The sequence below is a fragment of the Streptomyces sp. NPDC059010 genome (assembly GCF_042740355.1).
Taxonomy (GTDB): Bacteria; Actinomycetota; Actinomycetes; order Streptomycetales; family Streptomycetaceae; genus Streptomyces.
Genome location: NZ_JBHYJA010000031.1, coordinates 102,358 through 117,717, shown reverse-complemented (window position 1 = coordinate 117,717; position 15,360 = coordinate 102,358). Strand labels below are relative to the sequence as shown.

Genomic DNA, 15,360 nt, shown 5'->3' with positions numbered 1-15,360 from the left:
GGGGTCCAGGGGGCGGAGCCCCCTGGGAGCGGGGTCGAAGGGGCGGCAGCCCCTGGGGATGGGACGGGTAGGGGCGGCGGGGGCGAGAAGGAATCGGCGGGGCCGGCGGCACAGGTCAGGAATCGAGAAGCGCCGCCCACGAGCCACGGCTAGCGTGACGGCCATGGACATCTCGATTCACGCCAGCTTTCTTCCGCACGACGACCCCGAAGCCTCCCTCACCTTCTTCAGAGACGCCCTCGGCTTCGAGGTCCGCACCGACGTCGGCCAGGGCAAGATGCGCTGGATCACGGTAGGCCCCGCCGGCCAGCCCGACACGTCGATCCTCCTCGCGCCCCCGGCCGCCGACCCCGGCATCACCGACGACGAGCGCCGTGTCATCGCCGAGATGATGGCCAAGGGCACCTACGGCTGGATCCTGCTGGCCACCGCCGACGTCGACGACACCTTCGAGAAGGTGCAGGCCAGCGGCGCCGAGGTCGTCCAGGAGCCCACCGACCAGCCGTACGGCATCCGCGACTGCGCCTTCCGCGACCCCGCAGGCAACCTGATCCGCATCCAGCAGCGCAGCTGAGCCGAGCGCCCGGCTCACCACAGTCCCGAAACCGCCGTCCCGAAACCGCCAGTCCCACCCGAGCCACCAGTCCCACCCGAAGCCGCACAGGGGAGAGCAGACCAATGAGCAGGGCCACGAGGGCGGACGGGCAGTCGCCCGCGCCGCACGCCGCCGACAGTCATGAGCTGATCCGTGTGCACGGCGCCCGCGAGAACAACCTCAAGGACGTCAGCATCGAGATCCCCAAGCGCCGGCTGACGGTCTTCACCGGCGTGTCCGGCTCGGGCAAGAGCTCGCTGGTGTTCGACACGATCGCCGCCGAGTCGCAGCGGCTGATCAACGAGACGTACAGCGCCTTCCTGCAGGGCTTCATGCCGAACAGGGCCCGCCCCGAGGTCGACGTCCTCGACGGCCTGACCACCGCGATCACCGTCGACCAGCAGCGCATGGGCGGCGACCCCCGCTCCACCGTCGGCACCGCCACCGACGCCAACGCGATGCTGCGCATCCTCTTCAGCCGGCTCGGCGAGCCCCACATCGGCCCGCCCAGCGCGTACTCCTTCAACACCGCCTCGGTCCGGGCGAGCGGCGCGATCACCGTCGAGCGCGGCGCGAAGACCAAGGCCCAGAAGGCGACGTTCGAGCGCACCGGCGGTATGTGCAACCGCTGCGAGGGGCGTGGCTCGGTCTCCGACATCGACCTCACCCAGCTCTACGACGACTCCAAGTCGATCTCCGAGGGCGCGTTCACCATCCCGGGCTGGAAGTCGGACAACGTCTGGACCGTCGGGATCTACGCCGAGTCCGGGTTCCTCGACCCGAACAAGCCGATCCGCCGGTTCACGAAGAAGGAGATGCACGACTTCCTCTACCGCGAGCCGACCAAGGTCAAGGTCAACGGCGTCAACCTCACCTACGAGGGCCTGATCCCCAAGATCCAGAAGTCCTTCCTGTCCAAGGACAAGGAGGCGATGCAGCCCCACATCAGGGCGTTCGTGGAGCGGGCCGTCACCTTCACCACCTGCCCGGAGTGCGACGGCACCCGGCTCAGCGAGGGCGCCCGGTCCTCGAAGATCGAGAACGTCTCCATCGCCGACGCCTGTGCCATGGAGATCCGGGACCTGGCCGAGTGGGTCCGAGGGCTGAAGGAACCTTCCGTCGCGCCGCTGCTCGCCGCGCTCCAGCACACCCTGGACTCGTTCACCGAGATCGGCCTCGGCTATCTCGCGCTCGACCGGCCCGCGGGCACCCTCTCCGGCGGTGAGGCGCAGCGCGTCAAGATGATCCGCCACCTCGGCTCCTCGCTCACCGACGTGACGTACGTCTTCGACGAGCCCACCATCGGTCTGCACCCGCACGACATCCAGCGCATGAACGACCTGCTGCTGCGCCTGCGCGACAAGGGCAACACGGTGCTCGTGGTGGAGCACAAGCCGGAGGCGATCGCCATCGCCGACCATGTCGTGGACCTCGGCCCCGGCGCCGGCACGGCGGGCGGCACCGTCTGCTTCGAGGGCACCGTGGCGGGGCTGCGGGCCAGCGACACCGTCACCGGCCGCCACCTGGACGACCGCGCCAAGCTCAGGGAGACGGTGCGCAAGCCCACCGGCAGGCTGGAGATCCGCGGCGCGAAGGCGAACAACCTCCAGGGCGTCGACGTCGACATACCGCTCGGCGTGCTCTGCGTGGTCACCGGCGTCGCCGGCTCCGGCAAGAGCTCTCTCGTGCACGGCTCCATCCCGGCGCCCGAGGGCGTGGTCTCGGTGGACCAGACCCCGATCCGCGGCTCGCGGCGCAGCAATCCGGCGACGTACACCGGACTCGCGGACCCGATCCGCAAGGCGTTCGCCAAGGTCAACGGTGTGAAGCCGGCCCTGTTCAGCGCCAACTCCGAGGGCGCCTGCCCCACCTGCAACGGCGCCGGAGTGATCTACGTCGACCTGGGGATGATGGCCGGTGTCGACACCCCCTGCGAGGACTGCGAGGGCAAGCGGTTCCAGGCGTCGGTGCTGGAGTACCGGCTCGGCGGCCGGGACATCAGCGAGGTGCTCGCGATGTCGGTGACCGACGCCGAGGAGTTCTTCGCAAGCGGCGAGGCCCGCACCCCGGCCGCGCACAAGATCCTGGAGCGGATGGCGGACGTCGGCCTCGGCTACCTCACCCTCGGCCAGCCGCTCACCACGCTGTCCGGCGGCGAGCGGCAGCGGCTGAAGCTGGCCACGCACATGGCGGACAAGGGCGGCGTCTACGTCCTCGACGAGCCGACGACCGGCCTGCACCTCGCCGACGTCGAGCAGATGCTCGGCCTGCTCGACCGGCTGGTCGACTCCGGCAAGTCGGTGATCGTCATCGAGCACCACCAGGCGGTCATGGCGCACGCCGACTGGATCATCGACCTCGGCCCCGGCGCCGGCCACGACGGCGGCCGGATCGTCTTCGAGGGCACCCCCGCCGACCTGGTCGCCGAGCGCTCCACCCTCACCGGTGAGCACCTCGCGGCCTACGTCGGAGGCTGACGGCCATGTGTTTCACCACGTCGCAGGTGTGGACGGGGCTGGCGTTGGTTCGGGAAAATGCGGGTGTGCGACCCGACCCCTCGACCCCCTCGGCCCACTCCACGCCCGAGGAGCAGCGACTGAAGACCCTTGTGGCGCTGCGCCGCGTGCGTGACCGGATGGACAGGGAGTACGCCCAGCCGCTGGACGTCGAGGCGCTCGCGCGCGGCGTCCACATGTCGGCCGGGCATCTCAGCCGCGAGTTCCGGGCCGCCTACGGCGAGTCGCCGTACGGCTATCTGATGACGCGCCGCATCGAGCGCGCGATGGCACTGCTGCGCCGCGGCGACCTCAGTGTCACCGAGGTGTGCTTCGAGGTCGGCTGCTCGTCGCTGGGCACCTTCAGCACCCGCTTCACCGAGCTGGTCGGTATGACGCCGAGCGCCTACCGGAGGCAGGAGACAGAGGCGACGGCGGGGATGCCGTCGTGTCTGTCGAAGCAGGTGACCCGGCCCCTGAGGAACCGGCCGAACTCACCGCAGCCGTCGTGACGGACCGGGGGCGCCGACCCCTGTACGGCGCCCCCGTCCCGTCGCGGACCCGCCCTACGGCAGCTCCCTCGGGTAGTACTTGTCGTCGTCGGAGTCGTAGACGAGCTTGCCTCCGGCGTCGTAGCCCTTGATGTGCGGTGCCACGGTGACCTGCCGGTTCAGCACGCCGGACGCCACGAAGAAGCCGTGGTCGAGGGCGGCCACGCTGCTGGAGTCGCCGTAGGAGACCCGCACCTCGGTCACCGACGGCTCGACCATGCCGACCAAACCCCAGCGGAACGGCAGTTTCCAGTTGCCGCGGTCCATGGCCGACTGCTGGTAGAGCTTGCCGGCGTTGGGGTTGACGTACACCGGGCCCTCGTCCGGGACGGCGGCCGTGTCGTCGGTGAAGCCGGAGACGCCCTGGGTCTCGCCGTCGGTGACGCGGCAGATCAGATGGGCCTGCCCCGGCGTCCGCGGCTTCTCCCGCGCCGCGACGACGAACATGCCGTCGCCGGGGGCGTTGGAGTCACCGGTGCTGCGCATCGCCAGCAGGATCCGGTAGTCGTCGGCCGTGCCCGGGTCGCCTGCCCCCGGGGGCCCCGAGCGGTCGTAGGCCAGACAGCTCTCCAGCCCGTCCGCCGCCTGCTCGAAGGTGATCCCGTCGAGCAGTTGCCGTGCCGTGGCCGGGCGGGCCGGTCCGCTCGGGGTCGGGGAGGGCGTCGGCGAAGGCACCCGGGTGGCACTGACCGAGGGCGTCGGGTGCGTCGCCGCACCCCCGGCCTTCTCCCCACCGCCCAGCGCGTACGCCCCGACGGGCGCCGCCGCCAGCGTCACCAGCGCCGCCCCGGCCGCAGCGACCCGGCGCCGCCGCTCGGCCACGCCCCGCCGCCGGATCGCCGGATACGGCGCGGGCGACGGCCGGATCGTGTACGCGTCCTCGGCGAGCAACTCCCGCAACTGCTCCTCGAAGTCCCGCTCGCCCCGCGCTTCCCGCTGCTGCTCCTCGTCGCTCACCTGCTGCCTCCCTGCCCCTCCACGACCCGGGCGAGCCCCGGTACCGCACGCAACTTCGCCAGCCCCTTCGACGCCTGGCTCTTGACCGTGCCGACGGAGCAGCCGAGCACCTCGGCGACCTCCGCCTCGGACAGGTCCTCCCAGTAGCGCATCACCACCACCGCCCGCTGCTTGGGCGGCAGTTGGGCCAGGGCGCCGAGCAGCGCGCTGCGGTCGTCCACACCCGCGTAGCCCGCGTCGCGTCCCGCCACCTCCGGCGGCGCCGCGGTCAGCGCCTCGGCGACCCGCCGTTTGCGGAACCGGTCGCTGTTGCAGCTGACCAGCATCCGCCGCACATACGCCTCCGGATTGTCGGCGCGCGCCACCCGCCGCCATGAGCGGTACGCCTTCGCCAGCGCCGTCTGCGTCAGGTCCTCGGCGTGGTGCGCGTCGCCCGTGAGCAGATACGCGGTCCGCACGAGATGGGACCACCGCGCCCTGACGAACTCCTGGAACCGATCCTCGTGTTCGGCCTGCATCAAGCACCCTCCCTCGCCCTCCAGACCACCAGTGCGACAGATTCGGTTGCCTGTCCGCCGTGTTCTCTCATCCCTTGGTCGCGGTGCCGTAGACCATCGGCCGACGGCGCGGAGGGCATGGGCTCGCCACAGTGGGCGTATGGAGAACACCAAGGGGATCAGCCGGGCGCGGTTTCTGGCAGGGGCGGCGGCCGTCGGACTGGCGGGGGCGGTGCTGCCCGCGGGGCAGGCCGCTGCGAGCGAGGCGAGCGGGGGAGCGGCGAGGCGCCGGGGGCTGAAGCACCGGGGCGTCGTCTACACCCTCGGCGAGGGCGAGACGCCGGGCACCGCGTGGAGCGCCGCCCGGATGCGCAGGGACGTCCGCGTCATCCGCGACCAGCTGCACGCCGACACCCTCGACGTCACCGGCGACGGCGTCGAGCGCCTCACCGCCACGGCCGCTGAGGCCGCCGAACGCGGACTGCACGTCTGGCTCCAGCCGACCCTGGGGGACATCCCCGAGCGGGACATCCTGGAGAGCATCGCCGAGTGCGGCCGGTTCGCGGAGCGGCTGCGACGGCAGGGCGCGAGCGTCGACTTCAGCGTGGGCTGCGAGTTCTGGCTGTTCGTGCCGGGGATCGTGCCGGGGGAGACGGTCCTGGACCGGATCGAGAACCTCCAGAAGGGCACCGTCGACATGCCGAAGATGCAGCGCCGCCTGGCCCGCTTCACCGCCAAGGCGGCGAAGACCGGCCGCTCCGTCTTCCACGGCCGGCTGAGCTACGCCGCCGCCCAGGACGAGGAGTTCGAGCCGGTCGACTGGAACCTCTTCGACGTCGTCGGCATCGACTACTACTCCTACCACCGCCAACCATCCGCCTACATCCGTGAGTTGAAGCGCTACCAGCGCTGGGGCAAGCCCCTCGCCATCACCGAGTTCGGCACCTGCACCTACGTCGGCGCCCCCGAGGCGGGAGGCATGGGCTGGGACGTGGTCGACCACACCAAGACCCCCGAGGAGATCAAAGGCGACGTGGTGCGCAGCGAGCGCGTCCAGGCCGCCTACCTGACCGATCTGCTGAGGGTCTTCGAGTCGATGGGCCTCTACGCCGCCATGGCCTTCGAGTTCGTCACCCCGGACGCCCCCCACCGCCCCGACAACCCCCACTACGACCTCGACATGGCGAGCTACGCCATCACCAAGCCGATCAAGGACCGCCCGGACGACCCGAACTCGGACTGGCACTGGGAGCCGAAGGAGGCCTTCCACGCGTTGGCACACCGGTACGCAAGTTGCCCCTAGGGGCGCGGGGCCGTGTAACTATGCGGCTCCGCCGCGTGGGCGCGACCAGCCACAACGGCGCCGCAGACGAATCACTCGCAGTAGAGATCCGCGCGGGGCCGAACTCCAGTGGCCAGGAACCGGGAGGCGGCTGCATCCCCACACGCGTTGCCGTTGGCCAAATACGCCTCATGCCCGGTCGAGTTCACGGTGACCATCACGGCCCGCCGGCCAAGGGCCTCGCGCAGCTTGACCGCCCCACTCAACGGCGTGGCCACATCCCGTACGTTCTGCACCATCAGGACGTTGGAAGGCCCCCGGTCGGTCACCCGCAGCGGCGCCTCCTTCGGCTGCCACGGCCAGGCGGCGCACACCAAGGCGTTCCTCGGCATACCCGCGGTCAGCGGGTACTTGGCGCGACTGGCCTCGACGCCCTTCCGGTACGTGGCGGCATCGCGCGGCCATGCGGCGTCGTTGCAGACGGTGGCGGCGCCGACCGCGACGATGTTCTGCATGGCCGCGTCCGGCGGGGCCGCCGGGGCGGGCGGCACCGTGCCTTTACGGGCGGCCAGGATCAGCTTGGCCAGGGTGGGGTAGTCGTCAGGGTCGTGGAGGCTGTCCAGCATGGTCTGGCGCAGCACATTGCCGTTCAGTTCCTCCGGGTTGGCGCCGGGCCAGGGGATCGGCTCGCGGTCCAGCCGGGCGGCGAGGCGGAGGAAGAGCGGGCGCACTGCGGCTGCCGAGTCGGCCACCCGGTCCGGATTGCCGGGCCTGGACGCCCACTTGGCGAACTCGGGGAAGTTGTCCTCGACGCCCGGCTCGTACGCCTGGAGCCAGGCGCGCTGCGCCCGCACGGGGTCGGGATTGTCGTTGCTGTCCAGCACGATGCGGTCGGTGCGCTGCGGGAACATCTCGGCGTAGGCGGCGCCGACATACGTGCCGTACGAGACACCCCACGCGGACAGCCTGCGTTCACCGAGCGCGGCCCGGATGCGGTCGATGTCGCGGGCGTTGTTCTTGGTGGTGAGGTGCCGCATCAACTCGCCGCCGTTGCGCTCGCAGGCGTCGGACAGCCGCCGGGCGTTGCTCATGTTCTCGGTGACGGACCCGTCCGGGGCGGGCCAGGGCCGCAGCTTCGACAGGGCGAGGTCGGCGTGGTCGAGGCCGCAGCTGACGGGGGCGGAGGGTGCGTTGCCGCGCGGTGCCATCCCGATCAGGTCGTAGGTGTCCCGCACGTCCTGCGGCAGCTTCTGCCCTTTGCCGGAAGGGTCGTTGAGACTCGTGCCGCCGGGCCCGCCGGGGATCAGGAACAGCGCACCCCGGCGCGCGGCCGGCTTCTCGCTGGGGATCCGGGAGACGGCGATGTCGATCCTCGGTCCGCCGGGGCGGGCGTAGTCCATGGGTACGGAGACGGTCGTGCACTCCTGCCGCGGATCGAGCCCCTCGCCCTCGCACTTGGTCCACTTCAGCGGCGCGGGCGCACCGGTGGCGGACGCGGTGAGCGGGGTGACGATTCCGAAGACGACGGCGGAGGCGGTGGCGATCAGGACGGCGCTCTTGGTGATCTGCTTCATGTAGAGCAGCCTGCTGCCTCTTGACGCAGTGTCACATCCTGGCAACTCCCGTATCTCTCGGGGGGATTACCCCCCGGCACGGACTACGCGGAACCCAACCCCAGCACCATGATGAGCCGGTGCTCCCCGGGTCCCAGGTAGTCCCGGTGCACCCCGCCCTCCGCCGAGAACCCCAGCGACCGGTACAGCTGGATCGCCGCCGCGTTCGTCGGCTCGACGGTCAGCCGCACCTCATGGACCCGCTCCCGGCGCAGCTGCCGCAGCACCTCCAGCATCAGCCGCTTGCCGAGCCCGCGCCCGCGCTGGTCGGCGCTGACGGCCAGACTCAGGACCCAACTCACATAGCCGTCCGAGGTGCTGACGAAGAGGACGTAGCCGTGCAGGCACTCGCCGTCGTCCAGGACGAGGATGCGGTCGCCGTGCACATCGAGGTGCTGGCGGAGCACGAAGTAGGGGTACGGGTCCTCGGGGAAGACCTCCCGGTCCACGCGGAGGAGTTCGGGCAGGTCGGCCTCGGTGACACCGCGCATGGTCAGCGGCCGGTCGGCGCGGTCCGCGAAGAACGCCTGGTCAGTGTGGCCGCCCGAGAAAGGGAAACGTTCCTCCGGTAGCGCCATCGTCCGCCCCCTGTGTGATGGAATGGAGTCACTCGTGCGGGTGAGCACCTATTGCCTGCCGTTTCAGGTGCTCAGAAGAGGTCCGCCCATCTTCAGCAGCGCGGTCCGGGTGTTCAAGGCCGTGTCATATGTATGCCCCAACGCGCTCTCAGTGCGCCTCCCTGCGGTACCGTTAGTGGAATGACCCATAGATCGTCGGGGGGCGTCCAGGTGAAGAATGCCGATGTGCCTTGGGACGAGGCATTCGACTCGATCGCCTACCTTGATCACAATTACCGCGACTTACAGCCCGAGGACGCGGAGATCCTGCAGATCATCCGGGATCATTTCAGCGGTCACTTCCGGAAGCAGGGCGTCGGGTCGGTTTCCGGTATCGATGTGGGTGCGGGCGTCAATCTCTATCCCGCACTGTCCATGCTGCCGTGGTGCGACGAGATCACCCTCTTCGAGCGCTCGTCCTCGAATGTGAAGTATCTCAGGAGCCAGGTCCACTCCTATGAGAAGAGCTGGGACAAGTTCTGGGCCGCCCTGTGCCGGAACAAGGACTACGACTCCCTCGGCGAGGACTCGCGTGAAAGATTCCGCGAGGTCGTCAAGGTCGAGCAGGGCGACATCTTCGATCTCAGGCGGCACGAGGGGCGCTGGTCCGTGGGGACCATGTTCTTCGTCGCCGAATCGATGACCACCTCTCCCCGTGAGTTCTCACTGGGCGTGGAGCGTTTCATGCGGGCCCTGGCCCCGGACGCTCCCTTTGCCGCCGCCTTCATGGCTCATTCGGCGGGTTATCACGCGGGTGAGCATTTCTTCCCCGCCTGCGACGTCGGGGAATCCGATGTGTACGCGAGCCTGGAGCGGTTCGCCAGGGACTTCAAGGTCATGCCGCTCACGTCCTCGGCGCGGGTACGCGAAGGCTATAAGGGCATGGTTGTCGCCTACGGCTGGCGCCGGAATTCCGACACGGCCATTCCGGTCAACTGACCGGCGAATCTTCACAACAGCAGAGGGATATTCCTCGACCGATGGCAGTGCGGCCTGTGTGAGGGGCATTGGGGATGCAGATCAAGCCACGCCAGCATCTGCTGGACATCTGGCAGGGAATCGCTCGCCACTCTTTCGACGGGGGAGAGTGGAACTGGGGCGAGTGGGGCGGAGAGAGCAGTGTGGCCGACGCCGAGCGGCTGCTCTGCCTGCTCTACCCGGCGACCGAGATCCCCGCATTCCGGCTGGACGACCCGGACACCACACAGGAGGACGTCCAGCAGGTCCTGAAGCGGGCCGGCGGACGGCTGGAGGTCCCGGCCAACCTCGTCACGGCCGCGGCCGGGTTCATGCGGACGCACACCGGTGAGGACAAGAGGCCCACCTTCGCCGGGGGTTACTACTTCGGCTCCGCCGACAAGACCAAGGACATCACCGAGGAACAGCGCCAGGTCGGCGTGGTCGACTCCTTCTCCATGTCGATCACCCTGTGCCTGGCCACCCTCGGCTTCCTCAAGGTCTACGAGACCAGAACCCGGCGCAGTGACATCCGGGAGACGATCGCCGAGCTGCGTTCGGCCACCAGCAGCAGGCTCACCGCCGCCATGGTGAGCCTGCTGCGCTCCTTCACGGTCAACGTCTTCGACACCGACTCCTCGCAGGGCCGTACCCTCATCGAACTCCTCGGCCAGGGCCGGCAGTCGAACAGGCAGGTGCTCAACAAGTACCAGAACCGTTTCCGTGCCCTGCGCGCCGGGATCGTCGAGAGCATCATCCTCGGTATCGACGTCCAGGAAGGGCTCAAGGACGAGAACCAGCTCTTCGAGTGCGGCTGGGCCTGGAGCCTGGTGAAGGACTCCCCCGAGGTCGAGACCGACGAACCCATCGGGCCGCAGCCCGAGGGCGTCGCCAACCCGGTGCCGTATCTGTACTTCACCGTGGTCGCCCTCGACGGTATCCAGGACCTGTTCTCCGACCGCACCCTCACCCTCGGTCTGCTCAACACCGAACAGCAGCGGCTCGCCGAGGCGCTGCGGCTGCGGTGGGAGCTCACCCAGCAGTACTGGTCCGGCATCGCCCGCTTCGACACCGACCGCTGGCCCCTGGAGGACCTGCCCTGGCGTACGACGGGACAGAAGCTGGAGTCCGAGTACTTCTCCCTCTCCGTGGCCGCCATCCTCGTGCACGACCTGATGCGGCGCCGGGCCACCGACGACGACCTGTCCCGCACCGTCGGTGTCATGGAGCGCCTCGCCGAACGCGGCCGCATCACCAGCCGGATGGTCCGCGACGACCCCTTGGTCCATGAGCTGCACAACGTGGGCGTCGCCCTGCCGTTGCAGGGCAGCGAACGGATCGGGCCGCCCATGACCTGGTCCATGACCGACTTCTCGGCGCAGCTGCTGAAGCGGACCGTCCAGCTGTGCACGCTCTCGCGCAACCTCGCCTCGCACGACCGGCTGCTCCGGCTCGCCGAGGACATCTTCGACCACATGTGGCGCCGCCGGATCCGGGACGGCGAGGGTGTCGGCCTGTGGGACAGCGTGCACCACGCATATCCCGACGCGGAGATCCACAAGCGGCGCGTGCCGGTGTCGTGGAGCATCACCGAGCGGGTCACCGAGGTGATGGTCCAGGCCCATGAGATGTACCGCCAGGCCCCGATCCGCAGCCTCGAACTCACCGAACTGGCAAGGGCGTTGCTCAGTGAGTCCGCCCACCTGCTGGGCAACGAACAGATGGAACCCGCGCCCAAGGACGACGGCCGGCACGGGATGCAGCTCAGGAACATCGAGGTCAAGTTGCGCCGCGCCCGCACCCTCGTGGACGAACAGCCGGGCACGGCCTACGCGTTGACCCTCGACGTGCTGGGACAGCTCGACGCGCTCGCCCGCGCCCGCGAGGCCGCGGACCGGGGAGTGTGAACCGTGCTGATCTTCGCCGCCTCCGACAAGGGAGGCACGGGCCGCTCCGTGACCAGCGCCAACCTCGCCTACCACCGCGCGCTGGCCGGGGACGACGTCTGCTACCTGGACTTCGACTTCGGCTCGCCCACCGCGGCGGCCGTCTTCGACGTGGCCGACGCCCGCCAGGCCACCGAGGACCTCGGCCTGCACGCCTATCTGACCGGCACGGTCAGCGAACCGGCCCGGATCGACGTCTGGTCCGAGACCGAGCACCAGGTGCTGCGCTTCCCGCCGCCCGGCTGCGGCCGGCTGGTGCTGATGCCCGGCGACGTCAGCGGCGGCGAGTTCGCCATCAGCGACGACCACCAGCGTCGCTGCGTCGACCTGCTGCTGAACCTGTCCTACGAGTTCGACCTGGTCGTCGTCGACCTCAGCGCCGGCCGCTCCTACGCCGTCGACATGGTCCTGGCGGCCACCGCACGGCCCGAGATGCGCGGCGTCACGGCCCGCTGGCTGGTCTTCCACCGCTGGACCCGCCAGCATGTGGCGGCCGCCGCGAGCCTGGTCTTCGGCCCGCGCGGCATCGTCGCGGGCGGCGCCGACCGCGGCCATGACGAGGAGGCGCTGCGGAGCGCCATCCGCTTCGTACGGGCCGCCGTGCCCGACCCGGAATCGCCGCTGTGGTCGCAGGTCTCGCCCACCCAGTCGGCGTGGATGCGCAAGACCGACGGCGACCTCAAGCAGCTCGCCTCCAACCACGGCATCGGCTACAGCCAGGTGCTCGGCTCCGTTCCCCTCGAACCGGTCCTGCAGTGGCGCGAGCAGCTCATCACCGACGAGGACGTGCTCGACAGCCAGATCGCCAACGAGGAGACCTGGACGGCACTGAGTCAGCTCGCCGGACGCCTGACCGACGACAAGTACTGGGAGCAGGCGTGACCGAGGCCGTGTTCCAGGAGACCACCGCGGAGCTCCGCACCCAGTCCGTGCCGCTCGCCCATCTCTCCCTTGAGCTGGGCCACCTCTACATGGAGGACTTCGAGGCGGGCCCCAAGCGGCTGGGCGAGCACTTCGCCGAGGTGCGGATCTGGGTGGACGCGGTGCACGCCTCCGCCGCCCGGCGCAGCAAGCGGCCGCGGATCAGCACCTGCTTTCTGATCGACGACTACTTCACCCGCTTCTCCACCCCGGCCGAGCTGATCCCGATGGTGCTGAAGGAGGCGGAGAAGGCGGGCCTGGTCATCGACTACCTCGCCCGCGAGTCGGCCTGCGCGGTCGCCGACCGCGTCGAACTCGCCGAGTCCGTCATGCACCGCCTGGTCGAGTCGCCGCCACCGGGCAGCTACGGCTCCCGCCCGCCCGTCAGCCAGACCGGGTGGCTCGCCAACGGCCAGCGCACCCCCACGACATCGCGCAGCGCCCTCGGCGAGGTCAAGGTCTGGGAGCCGCCCCGGGAGACCGCGGCCCGCAACCACTCCGTCTTCATGGACGTGGAGCTGTGGTCCGAGAAGGACGGACGGCGGCTGTGGTCCTGCCCGTTCCTGGCCGCCGTATGGCAACTTGCCCGCCTCGGTCTCTTACGGCACCTCGGTGAGCCCGTGCTGGAGCCGAACGAATGGCAGGGCGAGGACTTCCCGCACGACTGGGACCGGCTGCCGCCGCTGCTCAAGCTCACCGACACCAAGGCGCCGTTCAGCGCCTACCGCACCTGCACCCTCATGCCGAACCGGTTCCTCGCCGTCGAGGACGCCGTACGGCTCATCCTGGACCAGATAGACGTCGACGCCGGGGCGCTGAAGCAGGTCGAGGACCGGTCCGCCGCCGAGGGGATGCCGGTGCCGACGGCGGTCGCGCAACGCGCCACCTACGTCTTCTACGAGGAGCCCGCGGACTCCTCCGAGGCCGAGGAGTCCTGAGATGACGGCGGCCCCCGGACAGACCGAGCGCTCGGTCCTCGCCTGCGGCGAGGTACGCACCTGTCTGCTGCCGTCCTTCCAGGCCCTGGACGGCAGGGCCGCCGCCCAGCTGCTGAGGCTGCGCGCCGACGTACACGTCCGGCTCTCGGAACGGCCCACCATGTACGTCCTGTCCCCCGAGATCCTGACCGGCGTGGACTGCCGGCTGCCCACCTCCAACGGCAGCAAGGTCCGGGCCGTCGGTACGGTGGCCGTCCGCGCCGCGCTGACCGAGGGCCGCCTGCTCCAGTCGACCGCCTACTTCAGCCTCCCGGCCGCCGGGCCCGACCTGCGCCGCCCCTGGGGCCAGTACCTGGTCCGCCCGGGCCTGGTCGAACCGTTCGGCAAACTGCCCCAGCAGGCCACGGCGGAGGGCATGTTGCGCGGCGCCGGACGCGGTGAGCTGGACCTCGGGATGATCGCCGAGGGCCTGCTCGCCCAGCTCCGCCGCCATCCGCTGCTCGACCGCCGGGTGCCCTTCAAGTCCAGCCCCACCCGGCTGCGCTGGGTCGCGCGACGAGGACCGAAGGACGAGCGGGCGTCTCTCACGAACTTCACGGTGGCCGAGGGCGGACTGCGGACCATGGAGCTACGGCTGCCCGAGCACATCCCAGCCGCATCCGCAGCGGGCATTTGCGAGGATCTCGCCCTGCACGACTGGCTTTTGACGACTGTTCAGCACATGCTTGACAACAGGCTCGGTGTGGCGGACGGACCTCCGGTCGTCGAGGCACTGCATCCGGTCGTGGTCCATCTGTTGCATCTGTGGATGCCGCGGGCGCACGTGGACCCCGCGCTGGGGCACCTGTGGGACGTGCTGGAAGAGAAACCGGGGTTCTCCCGGCAGTGGGAGAACCTGAGCCGGCGCATCAGGGACCGGCTGGCCCTCCAGGCCGTAGCAATGTCGCAGGAGCAGCTCAGCGCACGTTGAGGGGCGGCGGCAGCCATACCGAAACCCGACGGGGGATGAGAAATGAGCGGAGCGTCATTAGGGGCAGGGAACAACAACGGACAAGTCGCACCACAGCAGGACCAGCGCTTCCCCAGGCTGTTCCTGCGGATCCTGCTCAGCGCCGCGGTGGGAGGCGGCACCTTCCTGCTGACCAGCCTGCTCGGCGTGGACGACGGGAACATCTGGCAGCTGACGGCGTCCATCGCGATCGGCAGCGCGGCGCTGATCGTGCAGTATCTCGTGGCTTTCGGGGAGCGGTTCGAGAAGGTCGACCGGCGGTTCGCCGAGATCATCTCCGCGACGGAGCTGTTCAGCAAGGTGGACGGTTCCGTGCTCCGCTCCGAAGAGGTGACCAGACTGGTCCTCGGGTACACCAAGCTGCGTGAACAGGGCGGCGACATCGTGCAGGCCTTCGGCGAGAAGGAGCTGGCCCGCCTCGCCAAACTGATGGAAGGCCTCAGCGGCGGCAGCGCGGACTGCCCGGGTGAGAACCACGAGTGGCTGATCGACATCACCGACTGCGTCAAGATGACCCTCGACGCCACGAGCACCTCCGTGGACCGGGACTTCTGGTACAGCGGGCCCGCGGAGCGGTATCTCGTCGCCCAGGAGAAGGCGATCAGGCGGCGGGGCGTGGAGATCAGGCGGCTGTTCGTGGTGAAGACGCCGAACGAGGTCACCGAGAGCCTCAGGGATCTCTGCGAGGAGCACAAGCGGCGTGGCATCGACGCACGTGTACTGGTGCGCTCGTCGATGGCGTCGAACCCCAAGGTGAACGACTTCATCGTCTTCGACCGTGAGCTGTGCTACGAGACCTCCCCCGACCTGCAGTCCAATCCCGACGGGACCTGGCTGAGGCGGGAGGAGGAGCACGTCGAGGATCGCATCAACCAGTTCGACGAGCTGTGGGCGGCGGCGACGGAGCCGAGCCCCGAGCCCCAGCGGGACCCTGACCCGCAGCCGGGGGCGGCGCCGAGCGTGGCGTCGGGGTGAGTGCGCG

At 69.7% G+C, this 15,360-nt stretch carries 14 protein-coding genes; 10 read left to right on the top strand and 4 right to left on the bottom strand.

Annotated features, from left to right (window positions below; genetic code table 11):
- The first annotated feature begins 163 nt into the window (after positions 1–163).
- From ACFWYS_RS30100 to ACFWYS_RS30090, 3 genes are all read left to right on the top strand, one after another.
- On the top strand, positions 164–574 hold the full coding sequence (locus ACFWYS_RS30100; protein ID WP_384775636.1) for a VOC family protein: 411 nt from the start codon (positions 164–166) through the stop codon (positions 572–574).
- A gap of 104 nt (positions 575–678) precedes the next feature.
- Complete coding sequence (locus ACFWYS_RS30095; RefSeq protein WP_384775634.1) at positions 679–3,072, top strand: ATP-binding cassette domain-containing protein; 2,394 nt, start codon at positions 679–681, stop codon at positions 3,070–3,072.
- A gap of 158 nt (positions 3,073–3,230) precedes the next feature.
- Positions 3,231–3,602 carry a helix-turn-helix transcriptional regulator gene (locus ACFWYS_RS30090; RefSeq protein WP_384775640.1) on the top strand — a complete coding sequence of 124 codons (372 nt, stop codon included), beginning with the start codon at positions 3,231–3,233 and terminating at the stop codon, positions 3,600–3,602.
- A gap of 54 nt (positions 3,603–3,656) precedes the next feature.
- Here the strand turns inward: ACFWYS_RS30090 and ACFWYS_RS30085 are convergent, their stop codons facing one another.
- Both ACFWYS_RS30085 and ACFWYS_RS30080 read right to left on the bottom strand, forming a co-directional pair.
- Positions 3,657–4,598: a hypothetical protein gene (locus tag ACFWYS_RS30085; protein WP_384775632.1), complete on the bottom strand. Its 942-nt coding sequence runs from the start codon at positions 4,596–4,598 to the stop codon at positions 3,657–3,659.
- Positions 4,595–5,116, bottom strand: a complete 522-nt coding sequence (locus ACFWYS_RS30080) for a SigE family RNA polymerase sigma factor (RefSeq protein ID WP_384775630.1) — start codon at positions 5,114–5,116, stop codon at positions 4,595–4,597. Before ACFWYS_RS30080 ends, ACFWYS_RS30085 begins: the two co-directional genes overlap by 4 nt.
- Before the next feature lie 139 nt (positions 5,117–5,255).
- On the opposite strand from ACFWYS_RS30080, the gene ACFWYS_RS30075 reads away from it, so the two are divergent.
- The gene (locus tag ACFWYS_RS30075) at positions 5,256–6,398 is read left to right on the top strand and encodes an abortive phage infection protein (protein ID WP_384775628.1); all 1,143 of its coding nucleotides are present in this window, start codon (positions 5,256–5,258) and stop codon (positions 6,396–6,398) included.
- Between the two features lie 71 nt (positions 6,399–6,469).
- Here the strand turns inward: ACFWYS_RS30075 and ACFWYS_RS30070 are convergent, their stop codons facing one another.
- Together ACFWYS_RS30070 and ACFWYS_RS30065 are read right to left on the bottom strand one after the other, a co-directional pair.
- Positions 6,470–7,951, bottom strand: a complete 1,482-nt coding sequence (locus tag ACFWYS_RS30070) for an alpha/beta hydrolase (RefSeq protein WP_384775626.1) — start codon at positions 7,949–7,951, stop codon at positions 6,470–6,472.
- An 83-nt stretch (positions 7,952–8,034) separates the two neighbouring features.
- A complete protein-coding gene (locus ACFWYS_RS30065; protein ID WP_384775624.1) occupies positions 8,035–8,568 on the bottom strand; it encodes a GNAT family N-acetyltransferase in 534 nt (177 codons plus the stop codon).
- Between the two features lie 210 nt (positions 8,569–8,778).
- Here ACFWYS_RS30065 and ACFWYS_RS30060 point away from each other — a divergent pair, with 210 nt between their 5' ends.
- From ACFWYS_RS30060 to ACFWYS_RS30035, 6 genes are all read left to right on the top strand, one after another.
- Positions 8,779–9,546, top strand: coding sequence for an SCO2525 family SAM-dependent methyltransferase (locus ACFWYS_RS30060; protein ID WP_384775622.1), 768 nt, complete (start codon positions 8,779–8,781; stop codon positions 9,544–9,546).
- Positions 9,547–9,620: 74 nt separating this feature from the next.
- Positions 9,621–11,471, top strand: a complete 1,851-nt coding sequence (locus tag ACFWYS_RS30055) for an SCO2524 family protein (protein WP_384775620.1) — start codon at positions 9,621–9,623, stop codon at positions 11,469–11,471.
- A gap of 3 nt (positions 11,472–11,474) precedes the next feature.
- Positions 11,475–12,392, top strand: coding sequence for an SCO2523 family variant P-loop protein (locus tag ACFWYS_RS30050; protein ID WP_384775618.1), 918 nt, complete (start codon positions 11,475–11,477; stop codon positions 12,390–12,392).
- Positions 12,389–13,369 carry an SCO2522 family protein gene (locus ACFWYS_RS30045; RefSeq protein WP_384775616.1) on the top strand — a complete coding sequence of 327 codons (981 nt, stop codon included), beginning with the start codon at positions 12,389–12,391 and terminating at the stop codon, positions 13,367–13,369. Before ACFWYS_RS30050 ends, ACFWYS_RS30045 begins: the two co-directional genes overlap by 4 nt.
- Before the next feature lies 1 nt (position 13,370).
- Positions 13,371–14,339 carry an SCO2521 family protein gene (locus tag ACFWYS_RS30040; protein ID WP_384775614.1) on the top strand — a complete coding sequence of 323 codons (969 nt, stop codon included), beginning with the start codon at positions 13,371–13,373 and terminating at the stop codon, positions 14,337–14,339.
- 42 nt (positions 14,340–14,381) lie between these two features.
- A complete protein-coding gene (locus ACFWYS_RS30035; protein WP_384775613.1) occupies positions 14,382–15,353 on the top strand; it encodes a DUF6879 family protein in 972 nt (323 codons plus the stop codon).
- The last annotated feature ends 7 nt before the right edge of the window (positions 15,354–15,360 follow it).